The sequence below is a fragment of the Mucilaginibacter sp. P1_D10 genome, from assembly GCF_056406215.1.
Window position 1 is genome coordinate 196,892 of sequence record NZ_JBFUAP010000007.1, and the last position, 16,577, is coordinate 213,468.

Sequence of the window (16,577 nt, forward strand, 5' to 3'; positions counted from 1 at the left end):
ACTAACGATGTATTGAAACATACTGCAAATGCCTGTGCCGCGCTGGCTTTTTGCGGAACAGGGCAATACCGTTGCTTTAGTAAGCCCTTAGGTTTTAATTTTTTTTTCTATCTTTCGCTATACAAAACCTTATCTATAGTGTTAGTTAAAACTTTTGGTAGCGCAGTTTTTGGCATTGAGGCCATTACCATAACCGTGGAAGTGAATATTGCGGCGGGCACTAAATATTTCGTAGTGGGCCTGCCCGATGTGGCCATTAAAGAGAGCTATTTCCGCATCGAATCGGCCCTGAAGAATTGTGGCTACCGCATGCCCCGGCAGCAGGTAGTGGTAAATATGGCCCCTGCAGATATCCGCAAGGAAGGCTCTGCTTACGACCTTACTATTGCCGTAGGCGTGCTTGCCGCATCGGGTCAGATAGACGCTGAAGAACTGGACAAATACCTCATCATGGGTGAACTATCGCTCGATGGCAGCCTGCAGCCCATCAAAGGCTCGCTGCCGATTGCTATACAGGCACGCAAGGAGAAATACAAAGGCTTCATCCTCCCCAAGCAAAACGCCCGCGAGGCGGCCATCGTAAACGATTTGGAAGTGTACGGCGTAGAAAGCATTAAACAAGTGGCCGATTTCTTCAACGGCACCGGCACACTGGAGCGCGAGGTAGTGAACACCCGCGAGGAGTTTTACGATAGCCTCACCAATTACGATAGCGACTTTAGCGAGGTGCGAGGTCAGGAGAACATCAAGCGCGCGCTGGAAATTGCCGCCGCGGGCGGGCATAACGTAATATTGATAGGCCCTCCCGGGGCGGGCAAAACCATGCTGGCCCGCAGGCTGCCCTCTATATTGCCACCACTGAGTTTGCATGAATCATTGGAGACCACCAAGATACATTCCGTTGCCGGTAAGTTATCTACAGCGGATGCGCTGGTAACCACCCGGCCCTTCCGCTCACCGCACCATACCATAAGCGATGTTGCCCTGGTAGGCGGAGGCAGCAACCCCCAGCCCGGCGAAATTTCGCTGGCGCACAACGGCGTACTGTTCCTGGATGAACTGCCGGAGTTTAAGCGCAGCGCGCTGGAAGTAATGCGCCAGCCGCTGGAAGAGCGCCGCGTTACCATATCGCGTGCCAAGTTTACGGTTGATTACCCCAGCAGTTTTATGCTCATTGCCAGTATGAACCCATGCCCCTGCGGCTATTACAACCACCCCGAAAAGGAATGCATCTGTCCGCCGGGCACGGTGCAGAAATACCTCAGCAAAATATCCGGCCCCCTGCTGGACAGGATAGACCTGCACGTTGAAGTTACCCCCGTAAACTTTACCGAACTATCGTCAGACCGCCTGGCCGAGAAAAGCGAACACATCCGCGACCGCGTAATCAAAGCCCGCGAACTGCAGATAGAACGTTTCGGCAGCAAACCCGACCTGCACGCCAACGCCCAAATGAGCCCCCAAATGGTGCGCGACATTTGCAAGATAAGCCAGGCCGGCCAAACGCTGCTAAAAAAGGCCATGGAAAAACTAGGCCTCTCCGCCCGCGCGTACGACCGCATCCTCAAAGTATCACGCACCATCGCCGACCTCGCCGGCAGCGAAGAAATACTGCTGGAACACCTGGCCGAAGCCATCCATTTCAGGAGTTTGGACAGGGAGGGGTGGGCCGGGTAGGTGGTGGGGACTTAGTGGTACGGTGATAGCGGTGACCGCAGGCTGAATTACTGATACTCATGTTGTAACGCCAGTAAAACGAAATTAACGAATGAATTCTTTTTCAGAAATTAGGGATAGTTATATTGAAAAGCTATCTAATAAACATCTTACTTTATTCTGTAATCTTAATTGTGAAAAGATGCTCCTCGGATACGAGGTTTTTACATGGAATGAAAACTGGGGAAACGTGATGTTCTTTAAAGAAACAGTTGAAAATGGTTACAGACATCTGCTTTCTGAATTTGACAAGGCTTTCTTTGAGGTGGTTGAAAATGAATTATCGGTTAACTTTCCAGACTTGGACGAATTTGATAGTTCTTCAGCTTCTTATGCTTTTGATACATGTTGCGCCTTTGATGAGTTTATTCAATTTCTGAAAAGCGGAGAGAAAGGGCTGGTCTCTAAAAACTCTCAAGCTTGTATTAATACGGTAGACATGTTTATTCAAGAAAAAGAGAATATTGGTTATGTAAAAGATATTGAAAAGTTAGAATTGCTAATTGCTAATGATCAATATATGATTAGAGAACACGATAGGCAATTAAATTTGCTAAAAAAGTTAGATGAACTACCTGTTATCGATGGTGAGTCCCTTATGGTATTAAGGGAAATAAATGCCTCATGGGGTGATATTATTGATAGAAACATCATCAAGTAGTGAAACTGGAGGCTGTCTTATAAGTATGGGGACTGCCTCCCCACTGGTACGAGTATGCAGCGTAGGCCAAGAGCGGGGCGTACGTGACTGACCAATTGAAAAAAGCCCGCTACACCATTCCTCTGCCCGCAACAACCTGCAATTTCCTGGAAACTCACAGCTAAAATCTGCGCAAAAGCTGGAAAAAACTGGACAAGCTTTTACGTTCTTTTGGCTAAATAAGCTGTTTTTGCGCTTATAAAACCTCCCGCTATTTGCCCTAAAACAGCCCCTTTTTTGAAGAAAAAACGCAGAAAAACGCAGATTTTTGAAGGTATTTTGGCGGTTTTGTAGCCGCATTGCTTTACAACTTCGGCCAAAATTTCTATAAAAGAAAAGTTGGACAAACTCCCCGGCGAAAACGCCGCATTGCACCTTCATTAATTACAGCCGTGGGCATTTTGGTTGTAATTAAATTATTTGTTTTTTTTGAAAGTAATGCATAGCTTCACAAACCGCATCCCCAATGAACAAACAGCCTAAGAAAATCATTATTTTCGACGACGATGAAGATATCCTATCTATCTGCAGCTATATTTTAGTTGAGCAGGGCTGGGACGTACATACGTTTACCGATTGCAATAATATCACTGAAAAAGTAACAGCCATTATGCCAGACGTTATCCTGATGGATAACTGGATACCCGATGCAGGCGGCATCATAGCTACCCAAACCTTAAAGAAGGAGGAGTCGCTGAAGAATATCCCCGTGGTTTATTTTTCGGCAAATAGCGATATACAATTGCTTGCCGGCCACGCCGGTGCCGAAACCTACCTGGCCAAACCATTCGATTTAGAAGAGCTGGAACGCGTTATCAATACCGTGCTGGTTCATCAATAAAAAAGCTACGTATAAAACAAAAGAAGCCATCCGCTGATAAAGGGATGGCTTCTTTTGTTTTGTGTATATTCTATTACATTGGTCCGCCGCCGCCCGGACCGCCACCACCTGGTCCGCCGCCGCCACCTGGTCCGCCACCACCACCGGGACCGCCGAAACCACCGCCCTGCCTGCCGCCACGGCCTGGATCCCCGGATGGGGCCTTGCCCGAGAATTTCTGAAGCCTCAACGTAAACGATAACAGGAAGTAACGCCCAAGTTTATTTACATTGGTTTGCGTAACGGTGCTGCCGGTAGTTACAGACGAAAAACCGGTGTTCTCGTTAAATAAATCGTAGGCTGCAAAACGCAGGGTCCCCCTATGGTCTTTCAGGAAACGGCGTTCTACGTATGCATTTAAAATGTTGGGGTTTTTAATCTGTAGTGTTGGGTCGTAACCATAGTTTAATGTTTTGGTGTAATCGTAGCTCAGCGTCCAGTCTTTCCAGAAATAATTCTTTCCGCTTGCGCCCAGGTTAAGGGTGCGAATATTGGTGTTTTGGTTGAACGCGGGCGTATTCAATGAGTTATCGGTTTTGTTGATGGCGTAGCTGGAGTTCAATTCCGCATCTATAACATCCGTAATATTCACTCTGAAACGTAAGCCGGGAGATAAAGTAAACGTTTTGGCTATGTTTTTGTCGATAGGGGTTGCCACGTTGTTGGAATCTACCGAACCGGCGAAACCGATGTTATTTGTATAACCAACGTTGGTGTTGAATATGATGGTGTACTTACGTTCTGACCATGGCTTGGAGTAAACCAAACCGCCGTTAACTTGGTAGTACCCGCTTGCGTTTTGGTACTGTATAAGGTTTGCGCCTGCAAAGTTCTTTAGGGTTGGGTCGGCGGCCAGTGCCGCTGTCGTAAAGCTGCGCGGATAGGAGATATTCACGTTCACGATTTTGTTATCCGTTTTCGTATAGCCAACATTCGCAAAGAAGATATTGCCTGTTTGGAAGCTGAAGTTGCCGTAGCGCAATTGCAGGCTGTTGTTGAACTCGGCGTTTAGATTGGGGTTACCCTGCACCGGGTACGATGCGTTGGAGAAATCCAATACGGGCTGCAACTGGTTAAACGCAGGCTGATTGCTCGTGCCGTTATATTGGAAACTTAGATTCTGGCTCCGCGAGAAATTATAAACGAAACGCGCGGTAGGTATCACATTGAAATTGGTGATCCTGGTAGACTGACTTGTTTTTACATTGAAGCCTTCCAGGGTAGATGGCTGCCCGCCAATACCAATTACATAGTTATACTTGGCCTCTACAACCCTATAGTTTAAACCAAAGCGGTTTGTAGTAAAAGTATAGTTATAGTTGTTGCTCCAAAGCGGGTAATTGTGGTAGGCATTGGCGGCGTATAAAGTGTCGGTTTCTTTATCGCTGGTGGTATAGTTGTGGTTGTAAGCGTAGTTGCCCTCTAAAAACGAGTGCTTGCCCAGCGGCTCCTGGTACGATAGGTTTGCGCCGTAGTTATTGGTGCGGCTATCGGTATAAATTACCTGGTTTTCGGGCGCGTTGCGTAAAGAACCGGGGGCATAATCGTAAATAGGGTTATCGTACTGGTTATTTTTATTGGTAGATGCATTGAACCCGACGCTAAGGTTACGGCCTTTGTGGCTAAACCTGTGGTTATACAAACCGGTAATGCCGTAATTTGGCGACGAAGAGTTGCTGATCGAGTTAGAAGTGTAAGCCTGGGTCACCTGACCGTCGCGCTTTGCGTTTACGATATCCAGGCTGGTAACATCGCTGCCCGCGTAGGAGAATGTTGGTGTAAGTTTCAAATAGTTGATCGTATCGGGTTTCCACTCCAGGTTGAAGTTGAAGCGATGGTTTACCGGGTTGTTAGTTTCTGTGCTCTGGCTGTTGCTTTGGCTAACGATATTGGCCGACGTGTTTTTTTGAATATTTGTAGAGTTGGTAAATACAGTATTGTCGTTAAAGCTGTAGCTTCCATATACAGAGAGGTTTTTACCCCACTGATCCCTAAAGTTAAGGCCGATAGAATGCGCGTTGGTAATACCGTTGGCGTTTGTGGTAGAACCGGAGCCGCCTCTTAGGGCATTGCCACGGCCGCCACCACCACCGCCGCCAAAACCGCCACCGCCTGCCGCACCGCCGGTTGCCGAGCCAAAGCTGAAGGTGTTTACATTGGTATTGTTGATGCTCCCTAATACAGATACCTGCTGATCCCCCTTGAATTTGAAAAAGTTCAACAAGCCCAGATAACGGTTATCGTTGGTAACACCGGGGTCTTTAGGCAAGGCATCAGAACCGTCGCCTACGGTAGCCTGGCCAAAGTAGCCGTAATTCTTATCCTTACGGATGGTGAAGTTGAGCACTTTGGTGGGCTCGCCGGTTTTTACGCCGGTAAGATTAGCCTGGTCGCCGTAATCGTCTACTATTTGCACATTGTCTATCACATCAGCAGGCAAATTCCTGGTAGCGCTTAACACATCGCCGCCGAAGAAATCCTTGCCGTTTACGCGTACTTTGGTTACCTGCTTGCCTTGTGCGGTAACTGTACCGTCTTTAGCTACGTCTATACCGGGTATCTTCTTCAGCACATCTTCAATAGGGGCATTTTCGCGCACTTTATAAGCCGATACGCTGTATTGCACGGTATCTTCCTTAAATACCACCGGGTTAACACCTACGATGGTTACCACTCCCAATTGGCGGGTTTCCGATTTCAGGATGATGGGGTCGAATACAATAGCCTTATCGCCGGCGATAAGGCTATAATGTTTGATAATGCCCTGATAACCGATAGACGAAATAGTAAGGGTGATTTTTGTGCCTTTTATGCCGTTGAACAGGAATTTACCATTCACATCGGTAGTGCTGGCAAGGCTGTCGCCAAGTTCAGATGATATCCTCACGCTGCTGCCTGGCAGGGTAAGCTTGGTAGAGTCGATGATGGTGCCGCTTATCTGGCGACCGCCCTGTGCATTGGCATTAAGCCCGGTAAAGATTAGGATAGTAAGAAGTATAAAGATGTATTTCATAACGTATTTAGTAGGCATGCATTGATGTATTGCGTTTACCACGCATATATTGTGCAAATGTTCACTTAATTGATATTAAATATTTAATAATCATAGTATTGTTACACGGGTATGGGGGTAAATAATAGGATTGTTACACACATAAAAACAAAGGCCCCGTTAAAACGGAGCCTAAGATAATAAGATGTATAAGATTGTATAGCAGCCTGTATATTAATTAGACAGGTGCAGGGCAGCGGCCACCTGGCTGTAGTTCCTGAGATTTAAGCCCGGATGCGTGGTGCCCAGTGTGGTAAGCGAACTACCCGCCATAATTACCACCCTGAAATCTAACCCGCTTGCCGTAAAATTCGATTTTACGCTTACGTAGCCTACGCCATATGAAGAAAGCGCCAGAGTTTGGCCAGCCTCGGCATAAGGCATGGCAAAAAAGCCGCTGTTGCTGCCGGTTATTCTGAAGAACATCAGCACCACGCCTTTATCTACTATATCCTGCGTAATCTGCGGTATGCTGAATTGCGTAAAGCCGGTAAGCACTACGCTTTTATTAGTAAGCAGCACGCTGCTAACGTTGGCACTGCCATCAGCACCGGCGGCTCCTGTTGCACCGGTAGCACCGGTAGCACCTGTTGCGCCGTCGGCACCATTGGAGCCGTTAGTGCCATTAGCACCAGTTGCCCCCGTAGCCCCGGCTGGCCCTTGTGCGCCTGTTGCACCCGTAGCGCCTGTAGCTCCGGTTTGCCCGGTTGCGCCTGTTGCGCCTGTTGCGCCTGTTGCGCCTGTTGCCCCCGCGGGCCCGGTTGCGCCTGTGGCACCTGTTGCCCCGGTAGGGCCGGCGGGCCCTGCTGGGCCTGTAGCACCTGTTGCCCCTGCCGGGCCTGTAGCTCCTGTGGCGCCGGTAGCCCCTGTTGGGCCGGCGGGGCCTGTTGCGCCTGTTGCACCCGCTGGGCCGGTTGCCCCCGTAGCTCCCGTGGCTCCGTTAGTCCCATTGGCGCCGGTTGCACCCTGCGGGCCTTGCGGGCCCGATGCCCCTGTTGCGCCTGTTGCGCCGGTGGCACCCGTTGCCCCCGTTTCCCCATCTGCACCTGCAGGGCCGGGGGTAATGGTTTTTTTACAGGCCCCAAAGCTGGTTAAGCAAATTACCGAAAGGGCAAAAAGAGTAGATTTTGTTCTCATATCGTTTACACTGGTAATCTTTGTACGGGCAGGATGTTAATAAGTTTCACGATGCGTGGAAAGAAATAATTTTTCTTGCATCGTTACACCAGCGCCTAATGCCGCCATATGCACATCAATTGTTAACGTATGTTAAAAAGAGTTTCGCTGTAACATAAAACCTTTATTCGTGCGTTTTCGTTAAAGATTAAAAATCTTTAACCTATGGATAACATCACCAAGTCGCTCCACGCAAGGGTACATGCGTGGATGGATGCTATTGGCTTCAGGCTAAATGCGTCGCAAACCAATTTTAAAAACAAGGAAACCACCAATCATTACTTTTTCGAAACGTTCAACTTTTTCGAAAAAGCCAAAGAGGGCGATATTTCTAAAGCGAAATTCCTTTGCTTTGATATGTATGGCGAAAGCATGAGCGTGCGTTCGCTGCTCGACCTGCAAACCGCTTTCTTCGAAAATATCAGCCAGCTTAAATAACCCATTTGCCCGCATCTTAAAAAACAAAAGCCCCAGCTAAAAATAGCTGGGGCTTATATCTGTTAGGCCATAATGGGCCGGGGCATCTAATCTTAATATTCTATTTGCGTATCGCTGCTGTCGTTAGTAAAACGGCTCACGGTACCGCCAACCACGTTGATAACCGGTTTTGTTGGATACAGCGCCTCTTTTATGCGCAGGCGCAAATCGGCGTAGTGTGCCGTTGTCAAGGCATCGCCGCCCTTAGGGAGGCTAGCACTTATCTTAGCCAATTCGGCCCTAACCATTGGGCGGATATCTGAAAGGGCAATGTTTATTGGCGTAATGCCATAGCTTGCCAATTGTGCCGATGTAAAGCCGGGGAAAGTTTGGCTGGCATCCACATTTAAGAACATTTTCAGATTATCTACATATCCGCGCTGTAGGTTGCGCTGGAACTGGTCGGGCTTAGCCGCAGGGAATATGCCGGGACGCAGGTCGGTAAGCAAATCGCTAACTGTGTAAGCCAATGCGCCACTCTTCGTCTCGTTATCAAACATACGGGCCAGGCGCGACGGGTTTAGCAAATTGCCCAGTGCATTTACCTGCACTGCTTTTATGCGGCCAATCACCACGCCGTTATCGAATTTGCTCAATTCGGCATTATTGATGAGCCAGGTTGGTGTTTTAAACACCTGCTGGTTAAGGAAAGCAACAGCATCTCGTTGCAGGCTTTTGCTCACGAAACCGTAAACCGGGCCGGTTTGATCGTAGGTTTTAAAGTTTTCGTTCATGCCGCCAACGTTCATGGTTACGTGGCCTATGTAACGGTTGTACTGGCCTATTACCTCGTTGTAAAGGGTTTGCACATCGTCAAAATCCTCGCCTTTTTGGTAGGTCCATTTCTCCAGGTTAGGTAATATCCTTTTCAGGTTGGCAATACCGTACATGCTTGCTTTCATGGCATTATCGCCCAAATCTTCGTTTTGCAGGCGTGGGTCTATAGAGGTACCCTGGCGACCATAGTAGTAGAGCGGGTTGCCGGCGTTTTTTGTGGTCCACACATCCAGCAATTCTTTCTCCTGCTTTGGTGTTTTGCCGCCGCCAAAATAACTGTAGCCCCATTTAATGGCCCATAGGTCGTATTCGCCAATTTGTGGGTACAGGTGGGTTACGCCGTCGCCGGGTTGCGCTATGTAGTTGAAGCGGGCATAATCCATAATAGATGGTGCCGTGCCGTGCGTAGCGGTAAATGTTTTAGAGCGCAATGAATCTACCTTGTAAGCGTAGCTGCTGCCGAAGTTGTGGGGCAAGCCGAGGGTGTGCCCAATTTCGTGCGATGATACGAAGCGTATCAGCTCGCCCATTTGCTCATCGGTAAATTGCGGGTTGCGCACATTCGGGTTTACTGCTGCGGTTTGTATCAGGAACCAGTTGCGCAGCAGGCTCATTACGTTGTGATACCAGCCTACGTGGCTCTCCAATATTTCGCCACTGCGCGGATCCGAGATATGCGGGCCATAAGCATTTTGCACATCAGAGGCAAAGTAGCGCAGCACACTGTAACGTGCATCTTCGGTGCTAAATTCCGGGTCTTCTTTAAAGGTAGGGGCAACTTTGCCAACAATGGCGTTCTTAAAGCCGGCTGCTTCAAAGGCCTTGTTCCAATCGTTAATGCCTGCAATAAGGTAGGGTACCCATTTTTTTGGTGTGGCAGGGTCTATGTAGTAAACAATCTGTTTCTTGGGCTCTACCAGTACGCCGCGGGCATAAGCTGCTTCGTCTTTAGGTTCCAGCCTCCAGCGATGTATATACGCAGTAACTTCAGATCTTTGGGCACCGGTACCGTAATCTGTTTGCGATTGGCCAAAATATCCCACGCGCGCATCCATCAAACGGGCTTTCATGGGCACTTTAGGCAGCAACAGCATAGAAGTGTTCAGCTCAAAAGTGAGCGCACCATTGGTGTTATCGGTAGGCGATTCTGCCGCGCGAAAGGTTTTCAGCGTGCGTACCTCTACGTTTACAGGGAAGCTTTTGATGGTATCGATATAAGAGCGGGTGTTATCAAGCGCACTTACTTTATACAGTTTTTTGATATTATCGGGCAGGCTTATGGCCGCAAGGTCGCCGTTGTACATATCGGTTACATCTATCAGCACGCCTGTAGTGTCTTTATTATATGCTTTGATATCGAACGAAGCCAGCACGGCATCAAGGTTAGAGTTTTTTACCGATTGGTACATATCGCTGGTGCTATCGGCTCTTACCGAGTAACTGGGCACACGCACGAAGATTTGCTTATCGTGGCGTTCCCATTTCCAAACCTGTTCGTTCACTTCTTCGCCACCATATTGTTGGCCGAATGATTTTAAGCCTGTCGGGGTTTTTACGAAACGGGTTACAATCAGCATTTCGCGGCTAAGCAGGCTATCGGGCACCTCGAAGTAATACTTTCCGTCTACCTTATAAGTAGTAAAAAGACCAGTATCAGCTTTTGCTTTGCCTATCAGGTCGCTGAATTTTTTGATGCCTTCTTTCTTTGGCGGAGCCACGGTTGCCGTAGTGGTAGTGCTACCGCCGGGCGTAGTTGTGGTTTTAAGGGTTACCGTAGATGCGGCGTTTTTTTTGGTAGCGCAAGAGCCTGCGGCAAGGGCGAGGGCAACAATGGCCACGCGCAGGTAGGTGCCTGCCCGTAAAGGTTTATTCATGATTTTTTTAATAATTAAGTAGTAAAAAGCGAAGCCCAAAGTATGAAATATTATGCAATATTGCCAATAGGGCAACGGGCTTGTTACAAATGGCTTATATCCTTCGCCTTAGGGTGAGTATTACTCTATCGTAGCGTTTATCGTGATAAACTTCCAGTAGTATGCTACGGTCGGTTTTAGATTTTAGCAGGTTATCTACTTCTTCGGTGCCCATTTTTGATACCGGCTTAAAGTTGATGGATACGATCTCGTCGTTTTTCTCCAGCCCTATCTCATCTGCCGGCGAGCCGGGCTCTACCCTACTGATGATAAGGTGATCCAGGTTATCGCCCGTAGAAAAATACTCTATCCCACTCATATCGTGTTCAAAGGGGATGCTATAGGTTTCGTTGGGCTTTAGGTACAGCCAACCGTTGCTGTAATCGAATACGATGTTGAATTTTTTCAGGATGCCGATGCCCATATTGCCATCGCGCTGTATGGCGTACTGGCGGTTATCAGCAGTAGTGTCTGGAAAGGAGGTAATTACGTTCTTTATTTTGTATTTGCCCAGCTCAATCTCTTTTATGCGGCTTATAACGCCATCTATGGGGCCATTAATCGCAACGCCCAGGTTGGCCTTAATAAATTTGGTGGGGATGCCGTTGGTTTTTTGCAGGTTCTCCAACGATAGGGGGTGGCCGGCGCCAAGGTCTATCACCAGTTTGTTCTTTACCCGGCGCCCATCGGGCATAACCACTATGGTTTCCAAATAGGGTTTTTTTTCTTCGATGGTGATAGGTATGCGCTGGCTTTTTTTAACCCCCTTCAAATCGGAAGGCCGGCAAACGGTTAAGGTGCTATCAGAGAAATTAACCTTTACGGCCAGGTTGTTAAAAAAATCCCAGCCAAGCAGGCCGCGTATTGGCAGGCCCACGTAGCTGGAGAGGTTGAAATAATCTTTTTTCAAGATAGCCGCCGATATGCCGGTGCTGTAAAGCCCGGGGATGTCGAGTTTTAAGGGCGGGGTAATGATGGCTTCGTAATCGCCATCGGTGCCGAGGCCTGTTATCTTTAGGGTGCGCCGGTAGTCGAGTTTTATCGAATCTATCATCGTCGGGTCGGTCATGATCATCAACCCTACGCCGGTATCCAAAATAAAGTTGTACGGCCCTTTATCGTTGATGCGCATTTTGATGACCACCATATTGCGGATAACCCTAAAGGGGATGGATACGTTCCTGCGGCCGCTATCTATCGAAAAGGATTGCGCCATAGACGAGACGTAACAGCAGCAGATGAACGCAGTGAGCCAGAATGTTTTTTTTTGTAATATGTATTTAGCTACTGACAAGGAACCCTATAATTGGAAGCTAAATGTACAGCATTATTTATTTAATGTACAATGCCCTTTTTGTAAATAGCTAAGTATAGCTCAATCCCGTGTATAAATTAGTGCCACCTAGGCTACAATAAAGCGTTAAGTTTTTTTCCCTGCAGGAGAAGTAACAAGATTGCCCTTTATCTCGGGGTTTTGGGCGGGTAATTGCTTCACGGTGCGTTCTACTTCGGTTTGCTGCACATGTACGGCGTAATCGGCAGGCTCTATGTGGCTGCCTATGGCTTCTGCGTACACCTGGGTAAACTCGGCACCGATGTATAAAATAGCGGCCGTATAATATATCCAAACCAATATTACGATGAGCGAACCTGCGGCGCCGTATGCCGAACCCTGCGCAGTGTATTGTATGTAGAGGCTGATGATATACTGGCCCAACATAAATAATATAGCGGTGAAGAATGCCCCGGAGCGCACATCTTTCCATTTTATCTTTACATCGGGCAAAAATTTAAAGATGATGCCGAACAGTACGGAGATAACGACGAGCGTAATGCCCAGATTTATGCCGCCGATGAGCAGCTTGGTAATGCTGGGCAAAAATTTGGTAATCTGCGTTTTCAATGCATCCATCAAAAAGTTGATTACCAGCGATGCCATCAGTAAAAACCCAAGGCTTACGATGAGCGAGAACGAGAGGAAGCGGTTCTGCAGCATTTTTACCCAGCCTTTTTTGGGCTTAGCCTTTACCCGCCATATCATATTCAGCGAATCTTGTATCTCTAAAAAGATGCTGCTCGCGCCAATGAGCAGGGTTAAAGTGCCTATTATTACCGCCACACCTGTTTTGCCGCTTAACTCCAGGTTTTTAAGGGTATCCTGTATCTGCAGGGCGGCAGATGCGCCTACGTAGTGTTTAATTTCGGGATAAAGCCTATTGGTGGCGGCATCGTGCCCAAAAACCAGGCCGGCTAATGATATGATGAGGATAAGCAACGGCGCCAACGAAAATACGGTATAGTAGGCGAGCGATGCGCTTAGTTTTAAGCCGTTATCGCTGCCGAACGCGCTGAACGTGGCTACCAGCACTTTCCAGATGTGTTTTAAATATTCTTTATCTAAAAACTTCATATCAATATATTTGTAAATACCTTTGCTAATAACCCATATCTACGTTATGAAAAACGCATCGCTAAGAACTAAAGCCTTAAGAGTACTGTTTGTTTGCTTTTTACTTAGCAATTATAATGCATTTGCGCAAAAAACTACCATATGGTTGGTGCGCCATGCTGAAAAAGAGCCTGCTACCGCACTGAACCCCGATAACCCAAGCCTTACGTTGGATGGGCAAAAACGTGCGGTATCGCTTGCAAAACTCCTGAAGCGCGAAAAAATAAAAGCCATATACGTTACCAAATACAAACGCACAGCCGAAACCGCCAACCCGTTGGCTACACAGGCCCATGTACTACCCCGGGTTTATGGCGATAGCCTTAAAGCATTTGCTGCAACCATACTTAAAAACTTCAGTGGCAGTAACGTACTCATAATCGGGCACTCTAATACCCTGATGCCCCTGCTGGATGCATTTGGCAGCGAAATGCCCTTTGATGCACTGGATGAGGATGATTACGATATGATTTTCAAACTCACTATCAATGATTCGGGCGAGCGCGAACTGGAGATATCATACTACGGCACGCTACACCACAAATCAGACCTGCCGCAGAAGTACAAGGAGGATAACCGCCCTGCGCAGCAATTCATCAGCCCGGCTTCACACTATTGAGTTTGGCCCTGCGTTCGGGATAAGGCAGACCGCCCCCTGGCAACTGCCCGTTGACCAGATAATCAGAGGGCTGAACAATGCCCCCCCCCATTAATTTATCCGAAGGCGGATTATTCTTCTATCACCGAAAGGAAATTACCCGCGGGGTCTTTAAACCAGGCTATGTTTGGCCCGCCATTGCCGCGCGAAATGTTATCCTCGTCGGTTTTGAGGTATTCGCTGTCGTAACTTTCAAACACTACGCCGCGAGCTTTCAGCTCATTTACCGTGGTCGTAATGTCTTTAACCGGGAAGTTTAGGATGGTGAACGTAGCCGGCACATGGTTGGGTTTGGGGTAGGCGATAATATTGCTGGAACCCGCTATGTGTATGGTAAGCAATCCGCCCATCTCATCGTTTTTATCTACCTGCAGGCCCAGCACTTCGCCATAAAAATGCTTTGCCGCGTCTACATCGTTTACCGAAAATCCGCTGAACGCCTTTGAATCTTTTAACATGGTATCGTGTTTAATTGTTTATTATGGTTTTAGGGTAAATAGTGCTTTGCCATTTTCCATATCTATCGGTTCGGAAAGGTGTTCATGGGTAATGCGCCACTCGCCATCCAGCTTTTTATAGCAGGAAGTTACGCGGTACCACATATCAAACTCGCGGCCCTCTACGCTTGTACCCCAGGTACGCATAAGGCAATGGCTGTAAGCTATATCGCTGTTTGCCGCTACTTCCACATCAGCAACTTCCTGATTGATGTGACCCATATACCCGGAAAACCATTTTTCCAGGCGCACTTCTATCCCGCTTTCATTTTGCAAAGGTGCCCCAATATCGAAAGTTATTACGCCAGGGGCGTATTTGGCCAACAGCGCCTTTTCGTCGCGGTTGTAAACCGCTATAATTTTATTGTCTATCAATTCCCTTATCTCCGCATCGGCTGTAAGGGTATCTGTTATGTCGCTCATAATTAACAAGTTTGGTTTCGCGGCTTATCTAACAAAAGTGCGGCCAATAAACGGCCGGGCAAAACATTATCGCGCCCTTTTGCGGGGGCAAATGCGACAATCGAAACTAAAAGCTATATTTACGCTGTGTTTTACCAAAGCAACATAGTACATCATTTAAAGGCGAGGCTTAAAGCAGCTATGCTTGTTGCCGCTTTGCTGGTGAGCTTCTTTTATATATCGGGCTATGTTAGCCGGCCGGCGGTTAACTGCGCAATGGCAACTTCGGGGCAGGGCGCAGTTGTGCGGGCTAATGTTAAAGCCGCCTTTCATTACAAATGGGCGTTGTTTCGCATCCACAATAACCCGCTGGAGGCTGCGGCTATCGCGAAGCCAAAAAACATTTCCCAACGTATTTTGGCTAATGCTTTTGCTGCCAGGTACGCGCTTTTAAGTACACAGTTTTCCGCTCTTAAACACACATTTGCCTATCCTGTGAGGCACCTCTCGCTCTCGGCCTGTAACGGCTAAAACTTCGCATGGCGTATTCCGCCCTCATTACCCCTTTGGTATAGTTTAATTGTTACACGGCATGGCTTGGCCATGGCATTATTTTCGGCATGAAAAGTTTTAAGAGATTGTTGAGGCTTATAAGCCTCGCGCTGTTCCTCGTATTGGCATTAACGGGTATCGGCATTGTGGGGGCGGCACCTATTCCCTCAAAAAGGCAGGAAGATTTTATCGATACCGAAGTATCGATAGAAATGGTTGATAAAAAGGACGCGGCCCGGCAAGTAAGCGAAAAAGACGTACTATACTAAGGCAGAAAGTAGCCCCCAAAAAAAGAGGCTGTATCATGATGGTGATACAGCCTCTTCAATATTTGGAGCATGCCAGCCTATTTCAGTGTGAACGATGCTTTGCCCATGGTGAATCCATCGGCATATAAAATTACCGTGTAAGTGCCCTTTTGGAACGGCGAGTACAGCCAATCGATAGGGTAAGTGCTGCCGTCGTCCTTAAAATCTATGGCGGTTTTGTAGGTGTATTGCAAATCCTGCGCGTCGGCAGTAAATGTGCCGCTATCGGCCGGGGTAATGAGGTTTCCGGTAGGGTCTATAACACGTACGTAAATATCGTGCAAGCCTTTTTCGGCTACTGTATTGCCGGCAATGGTAAAGCTTATCTTTATCTTCTGTACGTTTTTGGCTTTCTTCTCTTCAACCTCTTTGCCGCTGTTCTTTATCTTATACGCAATTACCTCGGCTGCGCCAATCTTCAGGGCCGATGCTTCCTTCACCCGCGAATCCAGTTCCAGGTTTTTCTTTTCCAGGTCGGCTGCCTTGCCGCTGACTGTGGCCAGGTTGGTCTTCAGTGTATCCCGCTCTACAGTAAGGTTGGTGTTTTCTTTCTTAAGCTCCTCGTTTTCGGCTGTGTATTTGGCCACAAAATAACGCAGCTGTTTCACGTCTTCCTGCGCCTTGCCAAGCTCGGCTACGGTAAGCTTGCCTTTTGCCAGCTTCTGCCGCAGCACTTTTATCTTCACCCTCAACGCATCGTTTTCGGCCTTCATGGCTGTGCTCATTTGCGCACGGCCTGCGTTTACTTGCTCTATCTGTGCTTCCAGGCTATCCAGCTCGGTTTGCAGGCGGGTTTTCTCGTCGTTCTGGTAAACTATCTTGGTATCCGATTTGCTTTTTTGCATGTACAGGTACACATCGGTACCCAATAAGGCTACCACTACCGCAATCAAAAAGTAAATTACATTCGAATTTTTTTTAGGTGCTTGTCCGTATTCTTTTTCCATCGTAATTGATTGTTAAGTTTAATATAACCTAAACTATTTAATAAGCTTAGGGTTTTACCTGTGGTTGTTGATT

The 16,577-nt window shown here is 47.7% G+C and carries 15 protein-coding genes; 7 read left to right on the forward strand and 8 right to left on the reverse strand.

All coding sequences use genetic code 11. The features are described from left to right. Positions 1 to 138: 138 nt before the first annotated feature. The 3 genes from AC1DYT_RS13305 (at position 139) to AC1DYT_RS13315 (ending at position 3,257) form a co-directional block, all read left to right on the forward strand. Positions 139 to 1,677 (forward strand): YifB family Mg chelatase-like AAA ATPase, encoded by a 1,539-nt coding sequence (locus tag AC1DYT_RS13305; protein ID WP_477470219.1) that lies wholly within the window; start codon positions 139 to 141, stop codon positions 1,675 to 1,677. A 91-nt stretch (positions 1,678 to 1,768) separates the two neighbouring features. Beyond that, positions 1,769 to 2,377 (forward strand): DUF416 family protein, encoded by a 609-nt coding sequence (locus tag AC1DYT_RS13310; RefSeq protein ID WP_477470083.1) that lies wholly within the window; start codon positions 1,769 to 1,771, stop codon positions 2,375 to 2,377. A 505-nt stretch (positions 2,378 to 2,882) separates the two neighbouring features. Continuing rightward, positions 2,883 to 3,257: a response regulator gene (locus AC1DYT_RS13315; RefSeq protein ID WP_477470084.1), complete on the forward strand. Its 375-nt coding sequence runs from the start codon at positions 2,883 to 2,885 to the stop codon at positions 3,255 to 3,257. Positions 3,258 to 3,330: 73 nt separating this feature from the next. On the opposite strand, the gene AC1DYT_RS13320 is transcribed toward AC1DYT_RS13315, so the two are convergent. Both AC1DYT_RS13320 and AC1DYT_RS13325 read right to left on the reverse strand, forming a co-directional pair. Continuing rightward, a complete protein-coding gene (locus AC1DYT_RS13320; RefSeq protein ID WP_477470085.1) occupies positions 3,331 to 6,309 on the reverse strand; it encodes an outer membrane beta-barrel protein in 2,979 nt (992 codons plus the stop codon). 213 nt (positions 6,310 to 6,522) lie between these two features. Beyond that, positions 6,523 to 7,485 (reverse strand): hypothetical protein, encoded by a 963-nt coding sequence (locus AC1DYT_RS13325; protein WP_477470086.1) that lies wholly within the window; start codon positions 7,483 to 7,485, stop codon positions 6,523 to 6,525. A gap of 204 nt (positions 7,486 to 7,689) precedes the next feature. Here AC1DYT_RS13325 and AC1DYT_RS13330 point away from each other — a divergent pair, with 204 nt between their 5' ends. Then, positions 7,690 to 7,962, forward strand: a complete 273-nt coding sequence (locus AC1DYT_RS13330) for a hypothetical protein (protein WP_477457878.1) — start codon at positions 7,690 to 7,692, stop codon at positions 7,960 to 7,962. Positions 7,963 to 8,054: 92 nt separating this feature from the next. On the opposite strand, the gene AC1DYT_RS13335 is transcribed toward AC1DYT_RS13330, so the two are convergent. From AC1DYT_RS13335 to AC1DYT_RS13345, 3 genes are all read right to left on the reverse strand, one after another. Further along, positions 8,055 to 10,652 carry a zinc-dependent metalloprotease gene (locus tag AC1DYT_RS13335; RefSeq protein WP_477470087.1) on the reverse strand — a complete coding sequence of 866 codons (2,598 nt, stop codon included), beginning with the start codon at positions 10,650 to 10,652 and terminating at the stop codon, positions 8,055 to 8,057. Positions 10,653 to 10,746: 94 nt separating this feature from the next. Then, positions 10,747 to 11,907 (reverse strand): PDZ domain-containing protein, encoded by a 1,161-nt coding sequence (locus AC1DYT_RS13340; protein ID WP_477470088.1) that lies wholly within the window; start codon positions 11,905 to 11,907, stop codon positions 10,747 to 10,749. Between the two features lie 204 nt (positions 11,908 to 12,111). Then, positions 12,112 to 13,101, reverse strand: coding sequence for a YihY/virulence factor BrkB family protein (locus tag AC1DYT_RS13345; protein WP_477470089.1), 990 nt, complete (start codon positions 13,099 to 13,101; stop codon positions 12,112 to 12,114). Positions 13,102 to 13,147: 46 nt separating this feature from the next. Between AC1DYT_RS13345 and AC1DYT_RS13350 the strand changes: the two genes are divergently transcribed. Beyond that, the gene (locus AC1DYT_RS13350) at positions 13,148 to 13,759 is read left to right on the forward strand and encodes a SixA phosphatase family protein (RefSeq protein ID WP_477470090.1); all 612 of its coding nucleotides are present in this window, start codon (positions 13,148 to 13,150) and stop codon (positions 13,757 to 13,759) included. A gap of 110 nt (positions 13,760 to 13,869) precedes the next feature. Here the strand turns inward: AC1DYT_RS13350 and AC1DYT_RS13355 are convergent, their stop codons facing one another. Together AC1DYT_RS13355 and AC1DYT_RS13360 are read right to left on the reverse strand one after the other, a co-directional pair. Further along, on the reverse strand, positions 13,870 to 14,256 hold the full coding sequence (locus AC1DYT_RS13355; protein ID WP_477470091.1) for a VOC family protein: 387 nt from the start codon (positions 14,254 to 14,256) through the stop codon (positions 13,870 to 13,872). Positions 14,257 to 14,277: 21 nt separating this feature from the next. Continuing rightward, the gene (locus AC1DYT_RS13360; protein WP_477470092.1) at positions 14,278 to 14,718 is read right to left on the reverse strand and encodes a YybH family protein; all 441 of its coding nucleotides are present in this window, start codon (positions 14,716 to 14,718) and stop codon (positions 14,278 to 14,280) included. Between the two features lie 126 nt (positions 14,719 to 14,844). Here AC1DYT_RS13360 and AC1DYT_RS13365 point away from each other — a divergent pair, with 126 nt between their 5' ends. Together AC1DYT_RS13365 and AC1DYT_RS13370 are read left to right on the forward strand one after the other, a co-directional pair. Next, on the forward strand, positions 14,845 to 15,228 hold the full coding sequence (locus AC1DYT_RS13365) for a hypothetical protein (RefSeq protein WP_477470093.1): 384 nt from the start codon (positions 14,845 to 14,847) through the stop codon (positions 15,226 to 15,228). An 89-nt stretch (positions 15,229 to 15,317) separates the two neighbouring features. After that, positions 15,318 to 15,518 (forward strand): hypothetical protein, encoded by a 201-nt coding sequence (locus AC1DYT_RS13370; protein ID WP_477470094.1) that lies wholly within the window; start codon positions 15,318 to 15,320, stop codon positions 15,516 to 15,518. A 77-nt stretch (positions 15,519 to 15,595) separates the two neighbouring features. Here AC1DYT_RS13370 and AC1DYT_RS13375 read toward each other — a convergent pair whose 3' ends face one another. Next, positions 15,596 to 16,504, reverse strand: coding sequence for a hypothetical protein (locus AC1DYT_RS13375; protein ID WP_477470095.1), 909 nt, complete (start codon positions 16,502 to 16,504; stop codon positions 15,596 to 15,598). Between the last annotated feature and the right edge of the window lie 73 nt (positions 16,505 to 16,577).